Origin of the sequence: Nocardioides xinjiangensis (assembly GCF_017916455.1) — a bacterium.
Lineage (GTDB): Bacteria > Actinomycetota > Actinomycetes > Propionibacteriales > Nocardioidaceae > Nocardioides > Nocardioides xinjiangensis.
In genome coordinates, this window is record NZ_JAFMSY010000005.1 from 140275 (window position 1) to 165622 (window position 25348).

At 74.1% G+C, this 25348-nt stretch carries 26 protein-coding genes; 14 read left to right on the forward strand and 12 right to left on the reverse strand.

The window, feature by feature from the left end; all coding sequences use genetic code 11:
• Nucleotides 1–39: 39 nt before the first annotated feature.
• The 4 genes from J3P38_RS16945 to J3P38_RS16960 are packed head-to-tail and all read right to left on the reverse strand — an operon-like array spanning nt 40 to nt 6297.
• Nucleotides 40–2670, reverse strand: a complete 2631-nt coding sequence (locus tag J3P38_RS16945; RefSeq protein WP_307807975.1) for an AMP-binding protein — start codon at nt 2668–2670, stop codon at nt 40–42.
• Nucleotides 2667–3728, reverse strand: coding sequence for an ABC transporter ATP-binding protein (locus J3P38_RS16950; RefSeq protein WP_210504467.1), 1062 nt, complete (start codon nt 3726–3728; stop codon nt 2667–2669). The genes J3P38_RS16945 and J3P38_RS16950 overlap by 4 nt, the downstream gene beginning before the upstream one ends.
• Nucleotides 3725–5224: an ABC transporter permease gene (locus J3P38_RS16955; protein ID WP_210504469.1), complete on the reverse strand. Its 1500-nt coding sequence runs from the start codon at nt 5222–5224 to the stop codon at nt 3725–3727. The genes J3P38_RS16950 and J3P38_RS16955 overlap by 4 nt, the downstream gene beginning before the upstream one ends.
• A 44-nt stretch (nt 5225–5268) precedes the next feature.
• Nucleotides 5269–6297: an iron ABC transporter substrate-binding protein gene (locus J3P38_RS16960; RefSeq protein ID WP_210504471.1), complete on the reverse strand. Its 1029-nt coding sequence runs from the start codon at nt 6295–6297 to the stop codon at nt 5269–5271.
• Between the two features lie 135 nt (nt 6298–6432).
• On the opposite strand from J3P38_RS16960, the gene J3P38_RS16965 reads away from it, so the two are divergent.
• Nucleotides 6433–7632 carry an acyl-CoA dehydrogenase family protein gene (locus J3P38_RS16965; protein WP_210504473.1) on the forward strand — a complete coding sequence of 400 codons (1200 nt, stop codon included), beginning with the start codon at nt 6433–6435 and terminating at the stop codon, nt 7630–7632.
• A 10-nt stretch (nt 7633–7642) separates the two neighbouring features.
• Here J3P38_RS16965 and J3P38_RS16970 read toward each other — a convergent pair whose 3' ends face one another.
• Nucleotides 7643–7978 (reverse strand): YnfA family protein, encoded by a 336-nt coding sequence (locus J3P38_RS16970; RefSeq protein ID WP_210504475.1) that lies wholly within the window; start codon nt 7976–7978, stop codon nt 7643–7645.
• A 118-nt stretch (nt 7979–8096) separates the two neighbouring features.
• On the opposite strand from J3P38_RS16970, the gene J3P38_RS16975 reads away from it, so the two are divergent.
• The 4 genes from J3P38_RS16975 (at nt 8097) to J3P38_RS16990 (ending at nt 12327) form a co-directional block, all read left to right on the forward strand.
• Nucleotides 8097–9428, forward strand: a complete 1332-nt coding sequence (locus J3P38_RS16975) for a sensor histidine kinase (protein ID WP_210504477.1) — start codon at nt 8097–8099, stop codon at nt 9426–9428.
• Nucleotides 9425–10129: a response regulator transcription factor gene (locus J3P38_RS16980; RefSeq protein ID WP_307807976.1), complete on the forward strand. Its 705-nt coding sequence runs from the start codon at nt 9425–9427 to the stop codon at nt 10127–10129. The genes J3P38_RS16975 and J3P38_RS16980 overlap by 4 nt, the downstream gene beginning before the upstream one ends.
• Nucleotides 10130–10222: 93 nt before the next feature.
• A complete protein-coding gene (locus J3P38_RS16985; RefSeq protein WP_210504479.1) occupies nt 10223–11104 on the forward strand; it encodes an ABC transporter ATP-binding protein in 882 nt (293 codons plus the stop codon).
• Nucleotides 11101–12327, forward strand: a complete 1227-nt coding sequence (locus J3P38_RS16990) for an ABC transporter permease (RefSeq protein ID WP_210504483.1) — start codon at nt 11101–11103, stop codon at nt 12325–12327. Before J3P38_RS16985 ends, J3P38_RS16990 begins: the two co-directional genes overlap by 4 nt.
• Before the next feature lie 50 nt (nt 12328–12377).
• On the opposite strand, the gene J3P38_RS16995 is transcribed toward J3P38_RS16990, so the two are convergent.
• From J3P38_RS16995 to J3P38_RS17020, 6 genes are all read right to left on the reverse strand, one after another.
• The gene (locus J3P38_RS16995) at nt 12378–12836 is read right to left on the reverse strand and encodes a VTT domain-containing protein (protein WP_210440206.1); all 459 of its coding nucleotides are present in this window, start codon (nt 12834–12836) and stop codon (nt 12378–12380) included.
• A complete protein-coding gene (locus J3P38_RS17000) occupies nt 12836–13471 on the reverse strand; it encodes a CDP-alcohol phosphatidyltransferase family protein (RefSeq protein ID WP_307807977.1) in 636 nt (211 codons plus the stop codon). Before J3P38_RS17000 ends, J3P38_RS16995 begins: the two co-directional genes overlap by 1 nt.
• A gap of 18 nt (nt 13472–13489) precedes the next feature.
• Nucleotides 13490–14086, reverse strand: a complete 597-nt coding sequence (locus J3P38_RS17005) for a Maf family protein (RefSeq protein ID WP_210504485.1) — start codon at nt 14084–14086, stop codon at nt 13490–13492.
• Between the two features lie 96 nt (nt 14087–14182).
• A complete protein-coding gene (locus J3P38_RS17010; RefSeq protein WP_210504487.1) occupies nt 14183–15223 on the reverse strand; it encodes a type IV toxin-antitoxin system AbiEi family antitoxin domain-containing protein in 1041 nt (346 codons plus the stop codon).
• A 118-nt stretch (nt 15224–15341) separates the two neighbouring features.
• A complete protein-coding gene (locus J3P38_RS17015; protein WP_210440212.1) occupies nt 15342–15563 on the reverse strand; it encodes an acyl-CoA carboxylase subunit epsilon in 222 nt (73 codons plus the stop codon).
• Entirely contained in the window at nt 15563–17215 is a 1653-nt protein-coding gene (locus J3P38_RS17020; protein WP_455430102.1) for an acyl-CoA carboxylase subunit beta, read from the reverse strand. The genes J3P38_RS17015 and J3P38_RS17020 overlap by 1 nt, the downstream gene beginning before the upstream one ends.
• Nucleotides 17216–17284: 69 nt before the next feature.
• On the opposite strand from J3P38_RS17020, the gene J3P38_RS17025 reads away from it, so the two are divergent.
• From J3P38_RS17025 to J3P38_RS17035, 3 genes are read left to right on the forward strand one after another with little or no spacing between them, the layout of a single operon-like run.
• The gene (locus J3P38_RS17025; protein ID WP_210504488.1) at nt 17285–18082 is read left to right on the forward strand and encodes a biotin--[acetyl-CoA-carboxylase] ligase; all 798 of its coding nucleotides are present in this window, start codon (nt 17285–17287) and stop codon (nt 18080–18082) included.
• Nucleotides 18083–18114: 32 nt separating this feature from the next.
• Nucleotides 18115–18618 (forward strand): PH domain-containing protein, encoded by a 504-nt coding sequence (locus tag J3P38_RS18485; RefSeq protein WP_210504490.1) that lies wholly within the window; start codon nt 18115–18117, stop codon nt 18616–18618.
• Complete coding sequence (locus J3P38_RS17035) at nt 18608–19627, forward strand: adenylate/guanylate cyclase domain-containing protein (RefSeq protein ID WP_210504491.1); 1020 nt, start codon at nt 18608–18610, stop codon at nt 19625–19627. The genes J3P38_RS18485 and J3P38_RS17035 overlap by 11 nt, the downstream gene beginning before the upstream one ends.
• 24 nt (nt 19628–19651) lie before the next feature.
• On the opposite strand, the gene J3P38_RS17040 is transcribed toward J3P38_RS17035, so the two are convergent.
• Nucleotides 19652–20011: a nuclear transport factor 2-like protein gene (locus J3P38_RS17040; RefSeq protein ID WP_210504493.1), complete on the reverse strand. Its 360-nt coding sequence runs from the start codon at nt 20009–20011 to the stop codon at nt 19652–19654.
• A gap of 80 nt (nt 20012–20091) precedes the next feature.
• Here J3P38_RS17040 and J3P38_RS17045 point away from each other — a divergent pair, with 80 nt between their 5' ends.
• The 6 genes from J3P38_RS17045 (at nt 20092) to J3P38_RS18490 (ending at nt 25329) form a co-directional block, all read left to right on the forward strand.
• Nucleotides 20092–20889 (forward strand): MerR family transcriptional regulator, encoded by a 798-nt coding sequence (locus tag J3P38_RS17045; protein WP_210504494.1) that lies wholly within the window; start codon nt 20092–20094, stop codon nt 20887–20889.
• 130 nt (nt 20890–21019) lie between these two features.
• Entirely contained in the window at nt 21020–21334 is a 315-nt protein-coding gene (locus tag J3P38_RS17050; protein ID WP_210440218.1) for a winged helix-turn-helix domain-containing protein, read from the forward strand.
• Nucleotides 21331–22545 (forward strand): 5-(carboxyamino)imidazole ribonucleotide synthase, encoded by a 1215-nt coding sequence (locus J3P38_RS17055; RefSeq protein WP_374222623.1) that lies wholly within the window; start codon nt 21331–21333, stop codon nt 22543–22545. Before J3P38_RS17050 ends, J3P38_RS17055 begins: the two co-directional genes overlap by 4 nt.
• 8 nt (nt 22546–22553) lie before the next feature.
• Nucleotides 22554–23111 carry a 5-(carboxyamino)imidazole ribonucleotide mutase gene (purE, locus tag J3P38_RS17060; protein WP_210440219.1) on the forward strand — a complete coding sequence of 186 codons (558 nt, stop codon included), beginning with the start codon at nt 22554–22556 and terminating at the stop codon, nt 23109–23111.
• A 32-nt stretch (nt 23112–23143) separates the two neighbouring features.
• Nucleotides 23144–24340: a heparan-alpha-glucosaminide N-acetyltransferase domain-containing protein gene (locus tag J3P38_RS17065; protein ID WP_307807984.1), complete on the forward strand. Its 1197-nt coding sequence runs from the start codon at nt 23144–23146 to the stop codon at nt 24338–24340.
• Nucleotides 24337–25329: a Gfo/Idh/MocA family protein gene (locus J3P38_RS18490; protein ID WP_307807978.1), complete on the forward strand. Its 993-nt coding sequence runs from the start codon at nt 24337–24339 to the stop codon at nt 25327–25329. Before J3P38_RS17065 ends, J3P38_RS18490 begins: the two co-directional genes overlap by 4 nt.
• The last annotated feature ends 19 nt before the right edge of the window (nt 25330–25348 follow it).

The following is a 25348-nucleotide window of genomic DNA, read 5'->3' on the forward strand; positions in this document are numbered from 1 at the left end:
GCTCCTGGTTCGAGGTGCGGAGGCGTACCGCTCGGCAGGCTACCGCGCCCCCAGCACGGCGCGACCGACCGCGTGGCCGACAGGGCGCACGAGGCGGGCGTAGGCGACGCCGACTGTGAGGGACGCCACAAGGGCGAGCCACTGGTGGCCGGCGTCCTCGAGGGCCGGGTAGACCTGCCAGTGCGTGAGGTAGATGAACAGGCTGGCCCCGGCGAGCACGCCGGCGGCGCGCGCCAGCAGCGGCGGGACGACGACGTGCGGCACCCACAGCAGGAGCAGGAAGCCGGCGAGCACGATCGCCTCGCGGTGCGGCTGGCCGAAGAACCCGACCGTGAGGACCACGGCCAGCGCCGAGACGAGGACGCGGCGGCGGGGCGTGGTCGCGCGGGCACCCGCCCAGCCGAGGGTGAAGAAGAACGCCACCACGAGGGTCGTGTAGCGCTCGGTGGGGCCGGCCCGGAGCCCGACCTCCGCGAAGCGCGCCGCTGCGGCGACGCCGAGCACGCCGAGCGCGAACCCGAAGGGCGTGCGCCGCTCGAGGCGGTGCAGCACGGGCAGGGTGGTGGTGGCGAGCGCGGCCGCCGTGATCCACACGAGCGACTCGAGGAACCACAGCTGCCACTGGTCGTCCCACTCCGAGCCGTTGACGAGCTCGCGGACGAGGAGGACCGTGGTGAGGTCGTAGCTGCCGAGCAGGAGGGCCGCGCCGCCCACCCAGAGCACGGCCGGCACGACGAGCTGGGCGAGGCCGGAGAGCCCGTGCCGCAGCCGGGCACGGGCGCCGCCGCTCGCGGACAGCTGGAACCGGGCGAAGTTGAAGCCGGCGAGCGCCAGCAGCAGGTGGGCGCCACCCTCGAGCGCGACGAGGTCGACGTGGGAGGCGACGACGAACAGGATCGCCAGCGCGCGCAGCGCGACCGTCGTGTCGAGCCGCGTGCGGCGGGCGGCCGGGCGCCGTGGTGCACTGCCGTCGCCATCGCCGACGGCACGGCCGTCGCGGCTGTCCGCACGCCCCGGGTGCCCGTCGCCGTGGGCGGCCAGCCGCTCGAGCTCGCCGATGCCGCGGGTGTGCCAGCCGGACGGCAGGCCGGCGGGGAAGCGGTCGGCCAGCCGGGTCGCCAGCTCGACGTAGGACAGCGAGTCGCCGCCGAGGTCGACGAACGAGTCGGCCTCGGTGGCGTCGGGCCGGCGCAGCACGCGGACGAAGTCGGTGCGGACCGGGGTGCTGGTGCCCGCCGTCCCGTCGGCGGCGTGGCGCGCCTCGTGCTCGGCCTGCTCGTCCAGCCCGGCCAGCTCGGCCAGGGCGGCGTAGTCCGGCTTGCCGGACCCGGTCAGCGGCGCCTGCGGCAGCACGGTGGTGCGCACGGCGTGGGGAGGTACGCCGCACTGGCTGACGACGACGGCGCGTGCGGCAGCGCTGTCGCGGCCGGCGCCGAGGAAGACGTGGACCGCGCGGTCGGTCGCCACGACACGCGCCGTGCGGTCGACCTCGGCACGGAGGCGGCGCTCGACCCCGTCGAGGTCGATGCGCAGGCCGAAGACCTTGCCGTAGCGGCTGAGCCGGCCGACCACCTCGAACACCCCGTCGCGCTCCCGGGCGAGGTCGCCGGTGCGCAGCTCGGTCGTCTCGCGCCCGAGCGCGAGGTCGGCGGGGGACTCGGCGTAGCCGAGCATCACGTTGGGTCCGGAGTAGACGAGCTCGCCGGTGCCCGGTCGCGTGTCCACCGTCTCGTCGAGGCGCAGGCGTCCGCCGGGGATCGCGACACCGATCGCCCCGGCGTGGTCCTCGACGAGGTGTGGCGGCAGCCAGGCCATGCGCGCGGTCGCCTCGGTGGCGCCGTACATCACGACGAGGTCCCAGCCCCGCTCGCGGCCGGCCCGGCTCCAGCGGCGCACGTCCTCCGGCGCGAGCCGGCCGCCGGCCTGGGTCACCTGTCGCAGGGTGGGCAGCTCGCGGTCCTCGAAGCCGCTGGTGGCCAGCAGGTCGAAGGTGTGCGGCACGCCGGCGAAGCTGGTGACGCCCGTGCGGGCGGCGAGGTCCCAGAAGCAGTCGTCGACGACGCTCAGCCCGGTGAGCACGACGCTCGCGCCGGCGACGAGGTGCGAGTGCAGCACCGACAGGCCGTAGCAGTAGTGCAGCGGCAGGGTCGTGGCGGCGCGGTCGGTCGGGCGGAGCGCGAGGTAGTCGGCGATGGCGGCGGCGTTGCTCGCGACGTTGTCGCGCGAGAGGCGCACCAGCTTCGGGGAGCCGGTCGTGCCCGACGTGCTGAGCAGGAGGGCGAGGTCGGGGTGGAGGTCGTGCGCGCCCACCCCGCGACGTACGTCGTCGGCGGCGCCGGCGCTGCAGACGATGTCCGGGTCGTAGGCCTCGACGAGCGCTCGGCGCTGCGCGGGGCGCCCGTCGGGCACGACGAGGGCCACGTGGCCGTGCTGGAGCGCGGCGAGGTAGGCCACGAGCGAGTCGAGGTCGTTGCTCCCCTCGACGAGCACGAGCCGGCGCGCGGGACCCCAGGACGCCGCACGGTCCGCGACCCGACGGGCGAGCCCGGCGTGGGTCAGCACCGTGCCGTCGGTGACGACGGCCGGCGCCTCGCCGTAGTGGGCGTGGTCGAGGACCGGACGGGTCGCGACGGTGCGGCGCAGCGCCGGCTGCGGGACGGTGAGGGTCACGTGGAGCCCCCCGACCGGTAGGGGCGGACCAGTCCGGTCACCCGGAGGTGCACGGTGTCGCCCGGCGCCGGGTGGCGCACGCCGGAGATCCGGGACAGCACCGACGTGCCGTCCACGAGGCGCACCTGCACGGCGCAGGCGTGCCCGTAGTAGCTGACCTCCTCGACGGTTCCCCGGACGCCCTCGGCGTGGGTGAGGTCGACGAATACCTGCTCGGGCCGGATCATCAGCGAGACCGGGCCGGCGGCGGGCTCGGAGAGCACCACGTCGCCCAGCGCGCAGGTGGCGTGGGCGTCCCTCGCGGTGCCCGGGAGCACGACGGCCCGCCCCACGAACTCGGCGACCTGCGGGTCGCTGGGCGACAGGTAGACCTCGCTCGGCGGCGCGGACTGCACCAGCCGGCCGGCGCGCATCACGGCGACCTGGTCGGCGAGCGAGAGGGCCTCGTCCTGGTCGTGGGTGACGAGGAGGGCCGTGGTGTTCGTCGCCTCGAGCGCCCGCAGCACGGCGCGGGCCGTGGCGCCGCGCAGGCTGGCGTCGAGGGAGGAGAACGGCTCGTCGAGCAGCACCACGGCGGGCTGCGGGGCCAGCGACCGGGCGAGCGCCACCCGCTGCTGCTGGCCCCCCGACAGCTCGTCGGGCCGCCGGTGGCGGTAGTCGGCGGGCAGCTCGACGAGGTCGAGCATCTCGGCCACCCGGTCGCGGACCGCACCGTCGCGGGCCTTCCTGGGCAGGCCGAAGGCGATGTTGGCGGCGACGTCGAGGTGCGGGAAGAGCGCTCCCTCCTGCGGGACGTAGCCCACGTGGCGCGATTGCGGAGCGAGCGGCCGCACGTCGGGGCCCGCCACGACGGTGTCGCCGAACGCGATGCTGCCCGAGTCGGGGACGAGGAAGCCCGCGATGAGCCGGAGGAGGGTCGTCTTGCCGCAACCCGACGGGCCGAGCACGGTGGTGAAGGACCCGTGGGGGACGTCGAGCGTGACGTCGTCGACGGCGCGCGTCGCCGCGGCGCCGGAGCCGAACGACTTCGTCACGGCGGTGAGGGTCAGCGAGCTCATGCCGGCACCGTCTCCGTCCGGGTCGCGGGGCTGTCGCCGCGCATCAGCAGGACCGTGGCGGGGATCGACACGAGCACGAGCAGCAGCGCGTAGGGGGCGGCCGCGCCGTAGCGCAGCTCCGACGACGCCGACCAGAACTCGGTGGCGAGGGTCCGCGTGCCGATCGGCGAGAGCATGAGGGTGGCGGTGAGCTCGGTGGAGATGGCGAGGAAGACGAGCGCGGCGCCGGCGCCCAGGCTGGGGGCGATGAGCGGGAGTGTCACTCGGCGGGCGGTGGCCAGCGGGCCCACGCCGAGGCTGTGGGCGACGTCGTCGAGCACGGCGGGCGCCTGCTCCAGCCCGGCGCGCACGGTCACCACGGCGCGCGGCAGGAAGAGGATGGCGTACGCCGCCACGAGCAGGGTGGCGGTCTGGTAGACGACCGGCACCAGGCGGAGCGAGGCCACCACGAGCGCGAGGCCGACGACGATGCCGGGCAGCGCGTTGGCGACGTACGACGTCCGCTCGATCAGCGTGCTCGCCCACCCGCGGTGCCGCACGGCCAGCCAGACGACGGGCACCGCGGCGAGCGTCGTGACGACCGCGCCGGCGAGCGCCAGGAGGACCGTGGCGACCAGCGCCTCGGTGAGGTCGGCCAGCGGGAACTCCGTCGACGTGCCGACGACGAGCCAGCGGACCAGGGCGAAGGCGGGCACGCCGACCGCGAGCGCCACGACCGTGGCGACCGTCGCGAGCAGCGGCCAGCGCCAGTGGCCCAGCGCGAGGGGCACGGACGTGCGGGCTGCGCCGCGGCCGAGGCGGGCGTACCTCCGCTCACCGCGGAGGCGGAGCTCGCCGAGCAGGAGGAACAGGCAGAGCAGGACCAGCACGCCGGCCATCGCCGTGGCGCCGCCGCCGTTGAAGGTGGAGCCGTACTGGTCGTAGATCGCGGTGGTGAAGGTGGGGAAGCGGAGCAGCGACAGCGCGCCGAACTCGGCGAGCAGGTGCAGGCCCACCAGCAGCGCCCCGCCGAGGACCGCGGGGCGCAGCTGGGGCAGGACGACGGTCGCGAAGGTGCGGGCGCGCGAGTGGCCGAGCGACCAGGCGGACTCCTCCAGCGCCGGGTCGAGGCGGCGCAGCATCGCCACGACCGGCAGGTAGACCAACGGGTAGTACGACAGCGTGACGACCGCGAACGCCCCGGCGAAGCCGTGGACGCTGCGGTCCAGGGACACCCAGGCATAGCCGTTGACGAACGCCGGGACGGCGAGCGGGGCGACGAGCAGGCCGTGCCACAGCCGCCGTCCCGGCAGGTCGGTGCGCTCGACGAGGACGGCGAGCGCGACGCCGAGTGCCGCGGTCGCGGCCATGCAGGCGGCGGCGAGCGTCACGGTGTTGCGGAGCAGCTCGGCGATGCGCGGGCGCGCCAGGAGGCCCCACAGGTCGACCGGACCGATGATCGCGACGTAGGAGGCCACGTAGGCCAACGGGACCAGCGCCAGGACTGCGACCGCCACCCCTGCTGCGAGCAGCAGGGGTGGCGTGCGACGCCCGGTGACGGTCAGAGCAGGCCTGCCTCGGTCATCAGGTCGGTGACCTGGGGCCCGTTGAGGGCGGCCACGTCGACGACCGGCGGCTCGAGCTCGCCGAACGGCTTCACGTCGGGGTTGAGGGCGGCTTCGGGGTTCAGCGGGTACTCCAGGGCGTAGGACTCGGCCATCGCCTGCTGCGCGTCGGTGCCGGTCAGCCAGGTGACGAACTCCTCGGCCGCGTCCTGGTGCTCGCTGCTGGCCAGGATGCCCGCGCCGGAGATGCTCAGGAACGCACCGGGGTCCTGGTCGCCGAAGAAGTGCAGCGCGGAGTCGTCGGAGTCGGTGCCGTTCTCCTCGCGGTCGCGGTACCAGTAGTAGTGGTACGCGATGCCCGCGTCGACCTCGCCGGAGTCGACGGACTGCATGACGACGAGGTTGTTCTGCACGACCACGCCGTTCTCCTTCAGCCCGGCCAGCCACTCGGCGGTGGCCTCCTCGCCCTCGAGCTCGAGGACGGCGGAGACGATCGCCTGGAAGTCGGCGCCGGTGGGGGAGAACGCCACCCGGCCCTGCCACTCGGGGTCGGCGAAGTCGAGGATCGAGGCGGGCATGTCGGCCTCGGTCATGGACTCGGTGTTGTACATCGCGACGGTCGAGCGGGCCAGAAAGCCGGTCCACGTGCGGTCCGCGGGGACGTACTCGTCCGGGATCGTGGCGTACGCCGACTCCGGCAGCTCGGCGAACAGCCCGGCGTTGCCGACGATGCTCATCGCAGGGGAGTTCTCGGTGAGGAACACGTCGGCGGGGGAGTCCTCGCCCTCCTCGACGATCTGGTTGGCCATCTCGAGGTCCTTGCCGTGGCGCAGCTCGACGTCGAGGCCGGACTCCTCCTCGAACAGCGGCACGATCTCGTCCAGCAGCTGCTCGTGCTGGGCGTTGTAGATCACCAGGTCGGGCGAGCCGAACACGCTGCAACCCGAGAGGGTCGAGGCGGTGAGGAGGGTGCTGGTCAGGGTCACGCCGATGCGGGTGGCTGTGCGGCGCCGGTGAGTCGTCATGGAGTCGTCCTTGTTTGCTTAGGCTGCCCTAACCCTAGACCCGTCGGCGCCACGCCGCGAAACGTGTCGGGCGCCCGGCGGGCGCGGCGCCGGAGGGTTAGCGATCGTTAACCCTCACCGGCTAGCATGCCGCCCATGACCTTCGAGCTGTCCCCCGAGCACGAGCAGTTCCGGCGCAGCGTCCGCGACTTCGCCGAGGCCGAGATCGCCCCGCACGCGGCGCGGTGGGACCGCGAGCACCACTTCCCGACCGACGTCGTGCAGAAGATGGGCGCCCTGGGCCTGATGGGGCTCACCGCCCCGGAGGAGTTCGGTGGTGCGGGTATGGCCGGTGAGGACGGCGGGTTCACCTCGCTGTGCCTGGCGATCGAGGAGATCGGCCGCGTCGACCAGTCGATGGGCATCACGCTCGAGGCCGCGGTCGGCCTCGGCATCAACCCGATCCTCACCTTCGGCACGGACGAGCAGAAGAAGACCTGGCTGCCCGACCTCGTCGCCGGTGAGCGGCTGGCCGGCTTCGGGCTGACCGAGCCGGGCGCCGGGTCCGACGCGGGCGCGACGAGGACGAAGGCGGTCCTCGAGGACGGCGAGTGGGTCGTCGACGGGGCCAAGCAGTTCATCACGAACTCGGGCTCGTCCATCACCTCGCTGGTGACCGTGACCGCGCGCACCGGCGAGCGGCCCGACGGACGTCCCGAGATCTCCACGATCATCGTGCCCTCGGGCACGCCCGGCTTCACCGCGGAGAAGGCCTACGACAAGCTCGGCTGGCACGCCTCGGACACCCACCCGCTGTCCTTCGACGGCGCGCGCGTGCCGGAGGCGAACCTGCTCGGCGAGAGGGGCCGCGGCTACGCGCAGTTCCTCGCGACGCTCGACGACGGCCGCGTCGCGATCGCCGCCCTCGCGGTGGGCTGCATCCAGGCCTGCCTGGACATGTCGGTGCAGTACGCCGGGGAGCGCCAGACGTTCGGCGGCCCGATCGGGCGCAAGCAGGGCCTCGCGTTCCAGGTCTCCGACCTCCAGGTCATGCTCGACGCGTCCCGGCTGCTGACCTACAAGGCGGCCGCAATGAAGGACGCGATGGACGCCGGCTGGTCGTCGGTCTCCATGGCGGCGTTCAAGCAGGCCGCAGCCGTGGCGAAGCTCTACGCCACCGAGTCGGCGGTCACCGCGACGCGGATCGCCACCCAGGTGTTCGGGGGCTACGGCTTCATGGAGGAGTACCCGGTCGTCCGGTTCTACCGCGACGCCAAGGTGCTCGAGATCGGCGAGGGCACCTCGGAGGTCCAGCGGATGCTGATCGCGCGCGGGCTCGGCCTGCCGGTCGAGTGACCCCGGCGCCTCAGGCCGACCGGGGCGCGTACATGATCACCGCGACGCCGACGAGGCACACCAGCGCGCCCACGACGTCGTACCGGTCGGGACGGAACCCGTCGAGGACCATCGCCCACGCGAGCGAGCCGGCCACGAACACACCGCCGTACGCGGCGAGGATCCGTCCGAAGTGCGCGTCGGGCTGCAGGGTGGCGACGAGTCCGTAGAGACCGAGCGCGACGACGCCGGCACCCACCCACAGCCAGCCCCGGTGCTCGCGCACGCCCTGCCAGACCAGCCAGGCGCCCCCGATCTCGGCCAGGGCGGCGAGCGCGAAGAGGGCGAGCGACGTGGCGATCCGCATGGCGGCAGTCTGGCAGCCGCGTGCTGCCGCCCGCGTCCGTGGCGGCGTGCGAGCCCCGGACGCCGATCTCCACCTCCCGGCGGATCTGCGGGGGCCGGGCGCGCCCTACCCTCGCTCCATGCCGACCCCGACCCAGCGCGTCCTCACGTGGTTCGGCGTCGACGACACGTGGGAGCGCCCCCGGCCGCCGGTCGGCCGCCAGGACGTCGTCCTCGCGGCCGGCGTCGAGGCGGTCAGCCTGCTCGCCCTCGAGCTCGTCCGCAGCGCCGGGGGCTTCGAGCACACCGACGCGCCGGTGTGGACGCAGTGGCTGGCTGTCTCGAGCGGCGCGCTGCTGCTGCTCGGCAGGCGGCGGTGGCCGCTCGTGGTCGCGCTGCTCGCGGCGACGCACATGTTCGTGGCCGGGGTGACCATGCCGCAGGTGATGGGCCAGGTGTCGCTGCAGATCGTGTACTTCGTCGCCCTGCTCAGCGGCGTGGCCTACGCGCGGGACAGGAGGGCGATGGTGCTCGTCGTCGGCACCATCGTGCTGTTCATGTTCGCGTGGATCACCTGGCAGTTCGCGGTCGGCTCGGCCGCGCAGGACATGATCGACGACCAGGCGCCCTCCGAGCGGGTCGGCGTGCTGCCCCCCATCCCGGCGGCCGTGGCGATGACGCTGGTCGTCAACGCCCTGTACTTCGGAGGCGCCATCGTCGGCGGCGGCGTCTCGTGGCGTGCCGCCCGCCAGCGGGCACGCCTGCAGGAGCAGGCGAGCACCATCGCGACGCAGGCCGGCCGGCTGCGCGAGCAGGCCGTCGTCGACGAGCGCCTGCGCATCGCCCGCGACCTGCACGACGTCGTGGCCCACGGCGTCTCGGCGATGGGCGTGCAGGCGGGAGCGGCGCGACGGGTGCTCGACCGTGACCCCGACGCCGCACGTACGGCCCTCGCCCGCGTGGAGGAGGCCTCGCGCGACGCGGTCACGCAGATGCGCCGCCTGCTCGGCACCCTGCGCGAGGGAGCCGGCGAGGGCGCCGACGACCCACAGGACGCCCGGACGACCGAGGCCGGGGTCGGCGACCTGCCGGACCTCGTCACCGAGGCCGGGCACCACGGGCTCCGGGTCCGTCTGGAGGTCGTCGAGGCGCAGGACGGCGCGGCCGACCGCCTGCCGCGCGGCGTCGGCCTGGCGATCTACCGCACGGTCCAGGAGGCGCTGACCAACGTGCGCCGGCACAGCACCGCCGACACCGCGTCGGTGGTCGTCCGGGTCGACGAGGCGGCGGCGTACGCCGAGGTGGAGGTCGTCGACGACGGCCGGCCACGGCACGGGACGTCCGGCAGCGGCCTGGGCCAGCTCGGCATCCGGGAGCGCGCGGCCACCCACGGCGGCCAGGTCGACATCGGACCGCGGGTGACGGGCGGCTACCGCGTCCGGGTCCGCTATCCGCTGGGAGCGCGGCCGTGAGCGGCGCGAGCCCCCTCGCGAGCCCCGCCGACGCGGGCAGGCCGTTGCGGGTGCTCCTCGTCGACGACCACGCCATGGTGCGGTCGGGCTTCGCGATGGTCCTCTCGGTCGAGGACGACGTCGAGGTCGTGGGCGAGGCGGCCGACGGCCTGGACGCGCTCGAGCGGGCCCGGGCGACGCGGCCCGACGTGGTGCTGATGGACGTGCAGATGCCGCGCATGGACGGCATCGAGGCCACCCGCCACCTCGTCGCCGAGGACCTCGGCCACGTCGTGATCGTGACGACGTTCGACCGCGACGACTACCTCTTCGACGCGCTCCGCGCCGGGGCGAGCGGGTTCCTGCTGAAGAACGCCGGTCCCGAGCAGCTGCTCGACGCCGTACGCGCCGCCGGCCGTGGCCACGCCCTGCTCGCGCCGGAAGTGACGCGCCGCGTGATCGGCAGGATGTCCGGTGCGGCCGCCGTCCCCGACCGCCCAGAGCCGCCGGCGCTCGCCCACCTCACCGGCCGGGAGCGGGAGGTGCTCGTGCTGCTCGGGCGCGGGCTCTCCAACGGCGAGATCGCCGCGCAGCTCGTGCTCGGGGAGGCGACGGTGAAGACGCACGTCTCCAACGTCCTGGCGAAGCTGCACCTGCGCGACCGCGTGCAGGCCGTCGTCTACGCCTACGAGGCCGGCCTCATCCTTCCGACGGAGGAGTGACCGCGTCCGAGGTGTCTCCACCCCGGGCTCCGTCGCGCGGTTCCGTCCGGCGGGGGATCCGGAGGAGGTGGGCACCGCCCTAGCGTCGTGGTCATGTTGGAGATCAGGGAGCTGACCAGGCGGTTCGGGGACAACACCGCCGTGGACCACGTGTCGTTCGAGGTGCCGGCCGGGCAGATGACCGGCTTCGTGGGCGGCAACGGCGCCGGCAAGACCACGACCATGCGGATGGTGATGGGCGTGCTCGGCATCGACGAGGGGGAGGTGCGGTGGCAGGGCCGACCGATCACCCGCCTGGACCGCCGGTCCTTCGGCTACATGCCCGAGGAGCGCGGGCTCTACCCGAAGCAGCCGATCCTCGACCAGCTGGTCTACATCGCCCAGCTCAAGGGCATGGCACGGGTCGAGGCCCGCGCGCAGGTGCAGGAGCTGCTGGAGCGCTTCGGCCTCGGCGGGCGTACGACCGACCACCTCGAGAAGCTGTCGCTGGGCAACCAGCAGCGGGTGCAGATCATCGCCTCGGTGCTGCCCCGGCCGGCCGCGCTCATCCTCGACGAGCCGTTCTCGGGGCTCGACCCGAAGGCCGTCGACTCGATGGTCGACCTGCTGCGGGAGTACACCCGCGACGACGTGCCGGTCCTCTTCTCCAGCCACCAGCTCGACCTCGTCGAGCGCCTGTGCGACCGGCTAGTCGTGCTGTCCCACGGACGCCGGGTCGCCGCCGGGACGGTGACGGAGCTGCGCGACGCGGGGGTGCCGCGCTTCCGTCTCGTCCTCGGCGGCGACGCCGGTTGGGTCCGCGACCTCCGCGGCCTCGAGGTCCTCGACCTCGACGGCACCACCGCGCTGGTCGAGGTCCGCGAGGACGGGGCCGAGCAGCACCTCGTCGCCGAGGCGACCGGCCGCGGCGACGTCCACGAGTTCGTCCGGGTGCGCCCGGCGCTGAGCGAGATCTACCGGGAGGCCACCGCATGAACGCCGACAGCACCGACCGCAGCACCGACCGCAGCACCGACCGCGGCACCGACCGCAGCACCGAGCCCGCCTGGCTGCTCGTGACCCGCCGCGAGGTCGTCTCGCGGATCACCGACAAGTCGTTCCTCGTCGGCACCGTGCTGATGGTGGCCATGCTCGTCGGCTTCATCGGCTTCACCGCCTGGCAGGACGGCCGGACCGACGAGGCCACCCTCGCAGCCACGCCCGACGCCGCCGAGATGGCCTCCGCGATCGAGGAGTCGGCGCCCGAGGTCGACGACAGGGTCGAGGTCACGGTCCTCGAGGTCGACGACCGGGACGCCGCCGAGGCCGCGCTGCGCGAGGACGAGGCCGACGCGTGGCTCCACCCCGCCGACGGCGGCTGGCAGCTGACCTCGGAGTCGAGCGAGCAGGACTCGCTGACCGACGTCGCCCGCGCGGTCGTGCGCCAGCAGGTGCTGGCCGAGAACGCGGCCGACGTCGGGAGCACGGTCGAGGCGCTCGAGGCGGGCAGCACGGTGAGCACGGACTTCCTGCGCGGCGACGCCGAGAAGGCGAGCGTGGCCGAGGCGGTCGGCTTCGTCTTCGTCTTCCTGTTCTACTTCGCGGCGCTGGTCTTCGGCATGCAGCTGGCCTCGTCGGTGATCGAGGAGAAGCAGAGCCGCATCGTGGAGATCATCGCCGCGGCGATCCCGCTGCGGCACCTGCTCGCGGGCAAGGTGCTCGGCAACACCGCACTGGCGATGATCCAGCTGCTGGTCTACCTCGCCGTCGGGCTGGTCGGGCTGACGTTCACGCCGTACAAGTCCTTCGTCCCCGACCTGTCGGGGCCCACCGCGTGGTTCGTCGGGTTCTTCTTCGCCGGCTTCGTCGCGCTGGCCTGCCTGTGGGCCGTGGCCGGCTCCCTCGCCTCGCGCACCGAGGACCTGCAGGCCACCTCCACCCCGCTGACGATGCTCATGCTGGTGATGTTCTTCGGCGGCGTCTCGCTCGACGGCCGCGGCCAGGTCATCGCCTCCTTCGTTCCGCCCGTGTCCGCGGTCGTGATGCCCAAGCGGATCCTCGCCGGCGGCGTGGCGTGGTGGGAGCCGCTGCTCGCGCTGGGCCTGCTGGCCGCCTTCGCCGCGGTGACCGTGTGGGTGGGCGAGCGCCTCTACCGCCGGGCCCTGCTGCAGACCGGCGGGCGGGTCACCCTGCGCCAGGCGTGGGCCGCCGCCGAGTAGCACCGGGCGCCGGCGTCCTCGCACCGGTCGCGGGCCGCGGTCCGCACGGGTCAGAAGAGGTGGAGCAGGGACGACGTCCCGGCCACCACGGCCCAGAACCGCAGCCCGCGGCCCAGCACGCCGGTCACGAGGAAGATCCACAGCGGCACCCGCAGGACGCCGGCGAGCACCGCGGTGACGGCGTACGGCGGGATGCCGCTGGCGGCGGACACGAAGAGCAGGCCGGCCGTGAACCACGGCCGGCCCTCGGCGCGCTCGTGCCACTTGTCCAGCGAGGCCTTGGCGCGCGGCTTCTGGAGGTGGCGGTGCACCCAGGGCGCACGCTCGACGTGCATGCCGCCCCAGTACCAGAGGATCTTGCCGAGCATCTGGCCGAGCGTGGCGGCGAGGAGCAGGCCCCACGTGTGGCCGGGGGCCCGGCTGACGGACACGGCGAGGATGGCCTCGATGTTGATGAGGGGGAGCAGGGCCGACCCGATGGAGGCGCCCATGACGCTCCAGAAGAGCATCAGCCGACGGCCCCGGGCACGGGCAGCCCGATCCGCGTGAGGCGGCGCAGCGAGACGCACTTGAGCACCAGCAGGGCGGTGGCGATCGCGAGCCCGACCCACATCCAGCCCGTCACCAGCAGCAGGACGGCGAAGAGCGCGCTGTTGACGGCCTTGGCGGGCTTGGACCAGTTCCACAGCCAGATCTGCCGGTCGACGACGAAGAAGTAGTTGGGACTGCGGATCGGCCACGCCAGGAACGCGATGGACAGGAAGCAGTCGACCACCATGAACTCGGCCAGGTAGACGAAGATGGCCGGCGACAGGTCGGGCTGCAGCCAGGCGAGGCCGATGTAGAAGGCGGCGGCGTTGAGCCGGTCGCACATGATGTCGAGCACCGCGCCGATGCGGGTCTCGCAGTCGCGAACCCGCGCGTAGAACCCGTCGAGCATGTCGCCGACCCAGTAGACGCCGAGCGCGACGACCAGCAGGGTCAGGCTCTGCTGGTGGGCGGCGGTCGCGGCGAGGACGACGCTGGCGACGGTGCGCACCGCGGTGATCACGGTGGCGCCGGTGAGCAGCCGCTCGTGCCGGACGCCGTAGCGGTCGTCGGGGTCGGCCACCACGGCCGGTCCTCCCTGCGCCCCGCTCCCCACGCCGGGGATGCTATCGGGTCAGCGCCACAGATCGGTCCACGCGTGGCCGACCCCGAGGACGAGCTCGCGCAGCAGCGGGAGGCTGACCCCGACGACGTTGTGGTGGTCGCCCTCGATCCGCGAGACGAACGCCCCGCCGAGCCCGTCGATGGTGAACGCCCCCGCGACGTGCAGTGGCTCGCCCGTGGCGACGTACGCCTCGACCTCGGCGTCGCTGACGTCGGCGAAGTGGACGAGCGTGGAACCCGTCGCCGAGGCGACCCGTCCCGTCGCGACGTCGCGCAGGCAGTGCCCGCTGTGCAGCACCCCGGACCGACCGCGCATCGCGCGCCAGCGGCGGGCCGCCTCGTCCGCGGTGTGGGGCTTGCCGAGCGGCTGGCCGTCGAGCTCGAGCACCGAGTCGCAGCCGAGCACGAGCGCCTCCGCGGGCAGGTCCGCGCGCTCGGCGACCGCCGCGCACTTGAGCTCGGCCAGCCGGAGGGCGAGCTCCGCGGGCGGGAGCCCCGTCACCTGCGACTCGTCGACGCCGCTGACCACGACGGTCGGGTCGAGCCCGGCCGCGCGCAGCGTCGCCAGCCGGGCGGGCGAGGCGGAGGCCAGGACGAGCGTCGTCACAGGCGCTCCAGCGCCGTGCGCAGCGGGTCGAGCCCGCGGCGGTCGTCGCCGTGGGCGTCGCACAGTCCGTCGATGGTTGCGGTCACGCCGGTGACCCTAGCCGCGGGGGCGCGACAGTGGAGCCGGCGGCCGGTAGGTCCGGCCGGTGCCTCCATCGTCGACGTACAGTCCGCACCGGGTCCCGCAGGGGCGAGCCGTCCCCTCCCAGCCGCGTCGCCGCAGCACCGTGGCCACCGCCCCGGCGAGCCGGCAGGGCTCGAGGACCTGCGCCCACCCGGCCCGCAGCGTGACGTGGTCGTCGACGACCGCGTCGACGTCGCGTCCCAGGTCTGCCCACCGGTCCACGGCGTCGCGGTGCCCGAAGGCGCCGTCGAGCTCGACGAGGGTCCGCTCGGGGCCGTACCGGACGTCTCGCAGCACCGTGCCGCTCGCGGTGTGCTGGCGGACCTGCCGCTCGCCGCGCGGGAGGCCGTGGGCACGCTCCACGTCGCAGAGGTAGCGCCGCTCCAGCACCGACCGGGTGCCGGCGGCGACGTCCTCGACGATGGCCAGGAGCAGGGCCCGCTGCGGCAGGCGCGGCAGCTCGCCGAGGGTGTCGACCAGCCGCTCGGCGGTCGTGAGTCCCTGCTGCACCCCGTCGGAGAGCAACGCGACGGCCTCGGCCTCGGGCCGGTCGGCCGCAGCCTTGAGGAGCGCGTAGTCGAAGCGCGCCCGGGGCGGCCGCCGGTGCTCGTGCACCCACCTGTCCATGTCGCGCACGCGCTCGACGTGCACGCCCTCGGGCGGGGTGAGTCGGCGCCCGCGGTCCACCACGAGGTGCACGACCGCCGGGTCGCCGGAAGTCCCGCGGTCGCGGGTCATCCCAGAGGCGTCCAGGGCGGACTCACGGTGCAGCGCGGCGGGCGCGCAGGCGAGCACGGCCGCCCACTCGCGCTGGCGGCGCGTGGGTCGACCGGAGTGGTCGACGTACACCCCGGGGTGGACCTCGACGAGCTCGCGTCGCGCGAGCAGGCGGCGTACGTCGGCACGGGAGGCGCCGAGGTCGACCAGCTGTGGCCTCGACACGAGCCCGTCCTGCTCCCGCAGCAGGCGTGCCAGTCCGGCATGGTCGAGCGTGCTCGGTGAGCGCTTCGGCATCCCCCGACGATCCCGCCCGTCGAGGACCGGCGCGAGCCACCGGCACCCGCCTGTGGACGGCGCTCCGCGACGGTGGAGCCCGCGGCCGCTAGGTCCGGCCCGGCGCTCCACCGTCGGGTCAGCGCGGCAGGCCGCTGGCGCGCCAGGCGCCCGGACCCGCCCGGTGCGGGGTGCGCACCCCCCGGGCGGGGTGGTTCCACGACGGCCGCGGCCGCGGCGGCGGCTCGGCGCCCGCCGAGCCGAGGGCGGTGAGGACGGCCACGAGGGCCGCGACCTCCTCGGCCGTCGCGTCGGGGTCGACCACCCGCAGCAGCGGGGTCTCGTCGCTCGCGGCCCCCATCAGAGCGGGATGTTCCCGTGCTTCTTCGGCGGGAGGGTCTCCCGCTTGGAGCGCAGCAGCCGCAGCGACCGGATGACCTCGACGCGGGTCTCGTGCGGCGCGATGACGGCGTCGACGTAGCCCCGCTCGGCGGCGATGTAGGGGTTGGCGAGCGTGGTCTCGTACTCGTCGATCAGCTCGGCCCGCTTGGCCTCGACGTCGCCGCCGGCCTCCTCAACCGCCTTGAGGGTGCGGCGGTGGACGATGTTGGCCGCCCCCTGCGCGCCCATCACCGCGATCTGGGCGGTGGGCCAGGCGACGTTGATGTCGGCGCCGAGGTGCTTGGAGCCCATCACGTCGTAGGCGCCGCCGTAGGCCTTGCGGGTGATGATGGTGACCAGGGGGACGGTGGCCTCGGCGTAGGCGTAGATGAGCTTGGCGCCGCGGCGGATGATGCCGTCCCACTCCTGGTTCGTGCCGGGCAGGAAGCCCGGGACGTCGACGAACGTCAGCACCGGGATGTTGAAGGCGTCGCAGAACCGGACGAACCGGGCGGCCTTCTCGGAGGCGTCGATGTCGAGCGTGCCGGCGAGCTGCATGGGCTGGTTGGCCACCACCCCGACCGAGCGCCCCTCGACGCGGCCGAAGCCCACGAGGATGTTCGGGGCGAAGAGCTCCTGGACCTCGAGGAACTCCTCGTCGTCCACGACGGCGGTGATGACGTCGTGCATGTCGTAGGGCTGGTTCGGCGAGTCGGGGATGAGCGTGTCGAGCGTGCGGTCGAGATCGGTCACGGACAGCCCACCTGTGTACTCGGCTGGCGCCTCGTACTCGGGTGCGGGATCCAGGTTGTTCTGCGGGAGGTAGGACAGCATCGCCTTGACGTAGGCGATGGCGTCCTCCTCGTCGGAGGCCATGTAGTGGGCGTTGCCCGACTTCGTGTTGTGGGTGCGCGCCCCGCCGAGGTCCTCCATCGAGACGTCCTCGCCGGTGACGGTCTTGATGACGTCGGGACCGGTGATGAACATCGCCGAGGTCTGGTCGACCATGACGGTGAAGTCGGTGACGGCGGGGGAGTAGACGTGCCCGCCGGCGCAGTTGCCCATGATCAGGCTGATCTGCGGGATGACGCCGGAGGCGTGGACGTTGCGGCGGAAGATCTCGCCGTAGAGGCCGAGGGAGACCACGCCCTCCTGGATGCGCGCGCCGGCGCCCTCGTTGATGCCGATGATCGGGCAGCCGGTCTTGATGGCGAGGTCCATCACCTTGGTGATCTTCTCGCCGTAGACCTCGCCGAGGGAGCCGCCGAAGACGGTGAAGTCCTGGCTGAACACGCACACCATCCGGCCGTCGACCTCGCCGTAGCCGGTCACCACGCCGTCGCCGTACGGGCGGGTCTTCTCCAGCCCGAACGCCGTGGAGCGGTGCCGCGCCAGCTCGTCGAGCTCGACGAAGGTGCCCTCGTCGAAGAGCATCTCGATGCGCTCGCGGGCGGTGCGCCGGCCCTTGGCGTGCTGCTTCTCGACCGCCTTCGCCGAGCCCGCGTGCACGGCCTCGTCGAGGCGGCGCTCGAGGTCGGCGAGCTTGCCGGCGGTCGTGTGGATGTCGATGTCGGTCCCCTGCTCGGTCCCCGGGACGGGGACCTCGGTGCCTTCACCCGGCTGTGCACTCACGCGGTGGCCTCCTGTGGCATGACTCGGTCGCTTGCACGTGGCTGTCTCCCACTGCGGCAATCTAGACCCATGAGCGACCCGACCCCCTCGCGCCCACCCCTCGACCTCGACCGGCTGGCCACGCCCGCGGGGTGGCGCGTCGAGGTCGTCGCGGCCACCCCGTCGACCAACGCCGTCCTCGCCGAGCGCGCCCGGGCGGGCGAGGCGCCCGGCCTGGTGCTGGTCACCGAGCACCAGACGGCCGGGCGCGGGCGCCTCGACCGGGTCTGGTCGACGCCCGCGCGGTCGGCGCTGACCTTCTCGCTGCTGCTGCGGCCCGACGCACCGCCGACCTCGTGGCCGTGGCTGCCGCTCCTCACCGGGTACGCCGTGCAGGCGGCGCTGGCCGACCGCCTGCCCGACATCGCGCTGAAGTGGCCCAACGACGTGCTCGTCGACGCCGACGACGGGCCCGGCCGCAAGGTGTGCGGGATCCTCGTCGAGCGGGTCGAGACGGCGACCGGCCCTCTGGCCGTCGTGGGCGTGGGCATCAACGTCGACCAGACGCTCGACGAGCTCCCCGTCGCCCAGGCCACGTCGGTGTCGCTCGAGACCGGCGAGCCGGTGGAGCGCACGGACCTGCTCGGCCAGGTGCTCGGCTCGCTGCACGGCCTCCAGGGACTGCTCGACGACGTCGGCTCGCTGCGGGCCGCGTACGCCGACGTGTGCGTCACGCTCGGTCGGACCGTCGACGTGCACCTGCCCGTTGGCGACGTACGCCGCGGCGAGGCGCTGGACATCGACGCGACCGGGGCGCTCGTGGTGGGCACCGACGACGGCACGCTCACCGTCGCCGCGGGCGACGTGGTGCACGTGCGGCCCGCCTAGCAGTCGGGTGCACCGGGTGACATGATCGGCGCGTGCCGTTCCCGACCAAGCTCCTCAACGAGGGCGAACACGTCGTGGTCTCCACCCGGACGCACGCCAAGGCGCTGGTCGGTCCCGCGCTGGTGCTCGTCCTCGTGGTCGCCGCCGTGCTCGTGCTCAGCACGGTGACCGACTCCACGGTCGTCGGCTTCGTGGCGGGGGCCGTCGCGGTCCTGGTGGTCGTCTGGTTCGTCGTCCGCCCGCTGGTGGTGTGGTCGACCACGACGTACACCTTCACCAACCGCCGCTTCATCAAGCGCTCCGGCCTTGTCGCGAAGGAGGGGCGCACCATCCCGCTGAACCGCATCAGCGGCGTGGACTTCGAGATCGGCGTCATCGACCGCCTCTTCGGCTGCGGCACCCTGGTGGTCTCCGACGCGAGCACCGAGGGCCGGGTCGAGCTGCACGACATCCCCGACGTGGAGCGGGTCCAGCTCCAGGTGTCCGACGAGCTGCACCGCCTCTCGAGCGGCGACCACCGCGACGATGGCGCCTGACCGCACTCCTCGTGGCGGGTCGCCCGACCGGGACGGGGGACAGCCGGCGGGCGAGGAGCTCGACCAGGCCATCCTGCGCAGCGCCCCGGCGTTCGACGCCTTCGAGGTGGCGGCCGAGACCGGCATGACGATCGAGCAGACCCGCCGGCTGTGGCGCGCGCTCGGCTTCCCCGAGCTGAGCGGTGAGAAGGCCTACACCGCGGCGGACATCGAGGCCGTCGCCACGCTGATGGGCTTCGTCGACGCCGGCGCGGTCGACTTCGACATGGCCGTGAACCTGACCCGCGGTGTGGGCCAGACGATGGCCCGGCTCGCCGACTGGGAGGTCTCCACGCTCGTCAGCCGGGTGGAGGAGCTCGAGGCCGGCGACGAGGCCACCGGCTCGCGCATCGGCTCGGCGCTGCGCCTCATCGAGGAGGTGAACCCGCCCTTCGAGCGGCTGCTCGTCTACGCCTGGCGTCGCCACCTGGCCGCAGCCGTCGGCCGGATCGAGGCGATGGGCGCCAAGGACGAGGACCTGCACACGATCGACGTGACCGTCGGGTTCGCCGACCTCGTCTCGTTCACCGCCTTGTCGAACACCCTCGACCGGGACGAGATCGGCGACCTCGTCGAGGTCTTCGAGAGCCGCTGCCAGGACGTGGTCGCCCGCTACGGGGGGCGGATCATCAAGAGCCTCGGCGACTCGGTGCTCTTCGTCACCCCCACCGCCGAGGAGGCGGTCGGGGTCGCCGAGGGCATCATCAACGTCATCGGGCGCGACTCCAAGATGCCCGACGTGCGCCTCGGCCTGGCCAGCGGGCCGGTCATCCAGCGCCTCGGCGACATCTTCGGCCCGCCGGTCAACATGGCGGCCCGGCTGACGCAGGTCGCACGCCGCAACCGGCTCATCGTCGACCAGAACACCGCCGACCTGCTGCCGGCCGAGGAGTGGGAGAACCGCCGCCTGCCCGCCCGTCCGGTCCGCGGCTTCGGGCTCGTGGAGCCGGTGGCCGTACGCCGTCGCTGACCGGGCGCGGACCCGCGTGGGTCGTCAGGGGGCGATGACGAGCTCGGCGATGCGGTCGTCGACGAGCGTGAACCGGAAGCGCAGCTCGGCGACCTTACCGGGGAAGTCGCCCTCGATCCGGTTGACCGCCACCCAGCGGGTGTCGTCGACGCGCTCCGCGCCGACGAGCTCGGTCGTGTAGGTGTACTGCCCGCCGGCGTCGCGCAGGAAGTGACGGACCTCCTCGGTCCCGCGGTAGGTGTGCCCGTCGTCGACGACGACCGGTGGCGAGGTGGGGGAGGAGGAGAAGGCGCGGGCCGCGGCGTCCACCTGCCTGGCGGCGTGCGCGGCGAGGAAGGCCCGGATCGTGGGAGGCAGGGCGGCGTCGGGAGCGTTCGTGTCCATGTCGGCCACCGTGCCGGTTCCGTGCGGGCGAGGGTCAAGCGTTGGACCCTCCCCCTGCGAGAGGGTGCACACTGCGGGGCATGCTGGCGATCGGCGAGTTCTCCCGCTTGACCCACCTGAGCATCCGGACCCTGCGTCGCTACCACGAGGCCGGCCTGCTGGTCCCGGCGACCGTCGACCCCGCGACCGGCTACCGCTCCTACGGCGCGGACCAGATCCCGACCGCACAGGTGATCCACCGCCTCCGCGACCTCGACGTGCCGCTCGCGGACGTGCGACGCATCCTCGAGGCGCCGGACCCGGCCGCCCGCGGCGCCCTCGTGGCCGAGCACCTCCGCCGGCTGGAGGCCGAGCTGGAGCGGACCCGGGGAGCCGTCGCCTCGCTCCGCCGGCTCCTCGCCCCCGACCCGGCGCCCGTGCACGTGGAGGTGCGCGCGGTCCCGGCCACCACCGTGGCCGCCGTGGAGGGTGACGTCGGCGTCGACGACGTCCTCGCGTGGTACGCCGGCGCGATGGCCGAGCTCGACGCGGTCGTCGAGGACGGCGACGGCGCGCCCGGGGGGCTGTACGACAACGCCCTGTTCGAGGAGGGCCGCGGGCACGTGCTCGTCCACCGCCCGACCGCGCGCCCGCCGCGCCGCGGCCGGGTGCACCCGGTGACGCTGCCGGCCGTCGAGCTCGCCGTCGCCACCCACACCGGCCCCCACGACGACATCGACGTCACCTACGGCGAGGTCGGTGCCTGGGTGGTCGCGAACGCCCTGGCGGTGGCCGGACCGGTGCGGGAGACCTACCTCGTCGGTCCGCGCGACACCGCCGACCCGGCGGCCTGGCGCACCGAGATCGGGTGGCCGGTCTTCGGCGTGGGCGAGCGCTGAGGGCCCGCCCCCGGGCGACGCACGGGAGCGCGGGCCACGACAGCGAGGCACGGTGGCGAGTGGACCAGACCACTTGCCGTTTCTCGTCGAAAGGCCCACCGGTGGGGCCGGTCGTCCCTACCTTCGGCGCGTGTTGGCTGTGCAAGACGTGCGACTGGACCCGACCGCGCGGCGGGTCTGGCGCGGCGACCGCGAGATCAGGCTCTCCCGCAAGGAGTTCCAGCTCCTGCACGCCCTGATGGCGCGCCCGGGCGACATCGTCACGCGCGGCGAGCTCATGGCCGACGTCTGGGAGGCGTCGTTCTACACCAGCTCCAAGACCATCGACGTGCACCTGGGCTGGTTGCGCCGCAAGCTCGGGGACGACCCCCGCCGGCCCACGCTGATCACCACCCACCGTGGGCGCGGGCTGCGCTTCGAGACCGCCGGCACCGCCGCCGGCTGAGCCCTCGCCCGGTCTGGCGACCCCGGGTCGATAGGCTCCCCGTCGTGTCCTCGACCGTGCACCGTGCTCCCACGCTCGCCGTCATCGGGGGCGGCCAGCTGGCCCGGATGATGGCCCAGCCCGCGATCGCGCTCGGGCTCCCGCTGCGCCTGCTCGCCGAGGCCGAGGGCGTCTCCGCCGCGCAGGTGATCCCCGACCAGGTCGTCGGCGACCACACCGACCTCGCGACGCTGCGGCGGGTGACCGAGGGCGCCAGCGTGGTCACCTTCGACCACGAGCACGTGCCGACCGAGCACCTGCACGCCCTGGCCGCAGACGGGCTGGCCGTGCGCCCCGGGCCCGACGCGCTCGTCCACGCGCAGGACAAGGCCGTGATGCGCCGTCGCCTCGCCGAGCTCGGCGTGCCGTGCCCGCGCAACGCGGTGGTCGCCTCGTCGGCCGACGTCGAGTCGTTCGGGCTGCCGTGCGTGCTCAAGACGACGCGGGGCGGCTACGACGGCAAGGGGGTGTGGGTCGTGCGCGCCCTCGACGAGGCGCAGGCGGCCTTCGACGCCGCTGCGGCGGCCGGCGTGGAGGTGCTGGCCGAGGAGCTCGTGGACTTCCGTCGCGAGCTCTCCGCCCTCGTCGCCCGCGCCCCCAGCGGCCAGGCCGCGGCGTACCCGGTCGTCGCCTCGACCCAGCTCGACGGCATCTGCCACGAGGTCGTCGCGCCCGCTCCGGACCTCTCGCCCGCGCTGGCGGGGCACGCGCAGGAGATCGCGCTCCGCATCGCCGGCGCGCTCGACGTCACCGGCATCCTCGCCGTCGAGCTCTTCGAGACCACCGACGGCCGGATCCTGGTCAACGAGCTGGCCATGCGCCCGCACAACACCGGCCACTGGTCCCAGGACGGTGCCGTGACGTCGCAGTTCGAGAACCACCTGCGCGCCGTCATGGACCTCCCGCTCGGGTCGCCGGCTCCGCGTGCTCGCTGGACCGTGATGGTCAACATCCTGGGCGGACCGGCCGACACCGGCCGGCTCTACGACGGCCTGCCGCACGCCATGGCGCGCGACCCCCGGCTGCGGGTGCACTTCTACGGCAAGGACCTCCGTCCCGGGCGCAAGGTCGGCCACGTCAACGCCTACGGCGACGACCTCGAGGACTGCCTCGAGCGCGCCCGGCACGCCGCCGCGTGGTTCCGCGGCGACCTCGGCGACGAGAGCGAGTGAGGGACACGATGAGCCAGACGCAGCAGCCGGACGGAGCCCAGGACGGGGCGCAGGACGGGGCGCAGGTCGGGATCGTGATGGGCTCGGACTCCGACTGGCCGGTCATGCAGGCCGCCGGCGAGGCCCTCACCGAGCTCGGCGTCGCCTGGGAGGCCGACGTGGTCTCCGCGCACCGGATGCCCACCGAGATGATCGAGTGGGGTCAGCAGGCGCACACGCGGGGCCTGTCGGTCGTGATCGCCGGTGCCGGGGGCGCGGCGCACCTGCCCGGCATGCTTGCCGCGGTCACGCCCCTGCCGGTCATCGGGGTGCCGGTGCCGTTGAAGTACCTCGACGGGATGGACTCGCTGCTCTCCATCGTGCAGATGCCCGCGGGCATCCCGGTCGCGACCGTCGCCATCGGCAACGCCCGGAACGCCGGCCTGCTCGCCGCGCGGATCCTCGCCACCAGCGATCCGGGGCTCCGGCAGCGGCTGCTCGACCACCAGGCGGCGCTGGCCGAGACCGCGCACGCCAAGGGCGAGGCCGTCCGGGAGGCCGCGCGGCCCAGGAAGCTCGGCTTCTGAACCAGGGGCCGGCGCCGGACCGCCTCGTCGGGATCGACGTGGCGCGGTGCCTGGCCCTGCTGGGCATGGCGGCCACGCACGTCCTGAAGCCCCGGGACGCCGACGGCTCCCTGTCTGTCGCGCAGTGGCTGGCGGGCGGGCGCGCGTCGGCCCTCTTCGCCGTCCTCGCCGGCGTCAGCATCGCCCTGGTGACGGGCCGGGGACGGCCGCTCAGCGGGAAGGCGCGCGCCAAGGCCACCGTGGCGCTGGCGGTGCGGGCCGTGCTGGTCGCCGGCGTCGGGCTGCTGCTCGCCGGCCTCGACTCGGGGATCGCCGTGATCCTCACCTACTACGGCGTGCTCTTCGTGCTGGCGCTGCCGTTCCTCGGCCTCAGCGCCCCACTCCTCGGGGCCCTCGCCGCCGGCTGGGTGGTCATCGCGCCGGTGGTGTCCCAGCTCGTGCGGCCGCACCTGCCGGCGCGCGGGTTCGACAGCCCCTCACCGGAGCAGGTCGTCGACGACCCGGCCGGGCTGCTCGCCGAGCTCACCTTCACCGGCTACTACCCGGCGGTGCCGTGGCTCGCCTACGTCCTGGCCGGCATGGCGATCGGCCGCCTGGACCTCTCCTCGCGCCGGCTGGTCGCCGTGCTCGCCGTCGGGGGCGCGGCCCTCGCCGTGCTGGCCACCGGGGCGTCGCGGTGGTCCACCGCGCGACCGGCGGTGCGGGAGGCGCTGATGACGGACCCGCCGGCACGCGACGACGGCGCCGGAGCCCTCCTGGACCGCATCGGCGAGGGCCTGTACGGCACGACGCCGGCAGGCGGGGCGTGGGAGTGGCTGCTGGTCGTGGCCCCGCACTCCGCCACCCCGTTCGACCTGGCGCACACCATCGGCGCGGCGTTCCTCGTCATCGGCACCGCCTTGGTGGTCGTGGAGTCGCTCGGACCGCTCGCCCGGCGCAGCGCGGCCCTCTTCTTCGGTGCCGGGACGATGACCCTCACCCTCTACGCCGTCCACGTCGCGGCCCGCGCGCCCGACGTGCTCCCCGACGACCTGCGCGACAGCTACCTCTTCCACGTGCTGCTCCTCCTCGGTCTCGGCCTGGTGGTGAGCGGCCTGGGCCGCCGCGGACCGCTGGAGGGCGCTGTCGGGGCGGTCTCCCGGCTCGCCGCCGGCCGGGCGGTCGCGAGGCGCCCGGACGGCGAGCGGTCCGGCGGCGAGGGGCCCGGCGGGCCTAGGGTCGGCGCGTGACGACACGATGGGGCATCGCGGGCACCGGCGGCATGGCGGAGGCCTTCCTCGCCGACTTCGAGCACGTCCCCTCCGCGGAGGTGGTCGCCATCGGCAGCCGCAGCCGGGCGCGGGCGGGGCAGCTCGCCGACCGCTGGGGCGCCACCGGCATGACCAACGGTGAGCTCGTCGCCGCCGACCTCGACGTGCTCTACGTGGCCACCCCGCACGCGCAGCACCGCGACATCGCCCTGGCAGCGATCGGCAACGGCATCCCGGTGCTCGTGGAGAAGTCATTCACCGTGACGCTGGCCGGCGCGGAGCAGGTCGTGGCGGCCGCCCGCGAGTCGGCGGTCTTCTGCATGGAGGCGATGTGGACCCGCCTGCTCCCGGCCGTCCTCCGCGCCCGCGAGCTCGTCGCCGCCGGTGAGATCGGCGAGGTCGTCGCCGTGCACGCCGACCTCGGCGCCCACCGCCCCTACGAGCCCGGCCACCGGCTCTTCGACCCCGCCCTCGGCGGCGGCGCGGTGCTCGACCTCGGCGTCTACGTGATCTCGCTGGCCCAGCACTTCCTCGGCGCCCCGGACCGGGTGCGGGCCACCGGCACGCTGTTCCCCAACGGCGCCGACGCGACCGCCTCGATCTCGCTGGCCTACGACGACGGCCGCGGTGCCACGCTCGCCACGTCGCTCACCGCGCAGACGGGGTGCCACGCGGTCCTGGTCGGGACGAGCGGCTCGATCGAGATCGGCCCGCCGTTCCACCACCCCGACCGGCTCGTCGTGCGCCGCGCCGGTCAGGCCGCCGAGGAGCTGGTCGTCCCTCGCACCGGACGCGGCTACGCCCACGAGATCCGCCACGTCGAGGAGTGCCTGCGCGACGGGCTCCTCGAGAGCCCGGTGGTGCCCCTCGACGACACGCTCGCCGTGCAGCGGGTGATGGACGAGGCCCTGGCGCAGCTCGGCGGCGTCGCGCCGGTCGAGGGCGCCGTGGCGGGCATCTCCGCCTGAGGTCGGCGGGCGAGGCGGT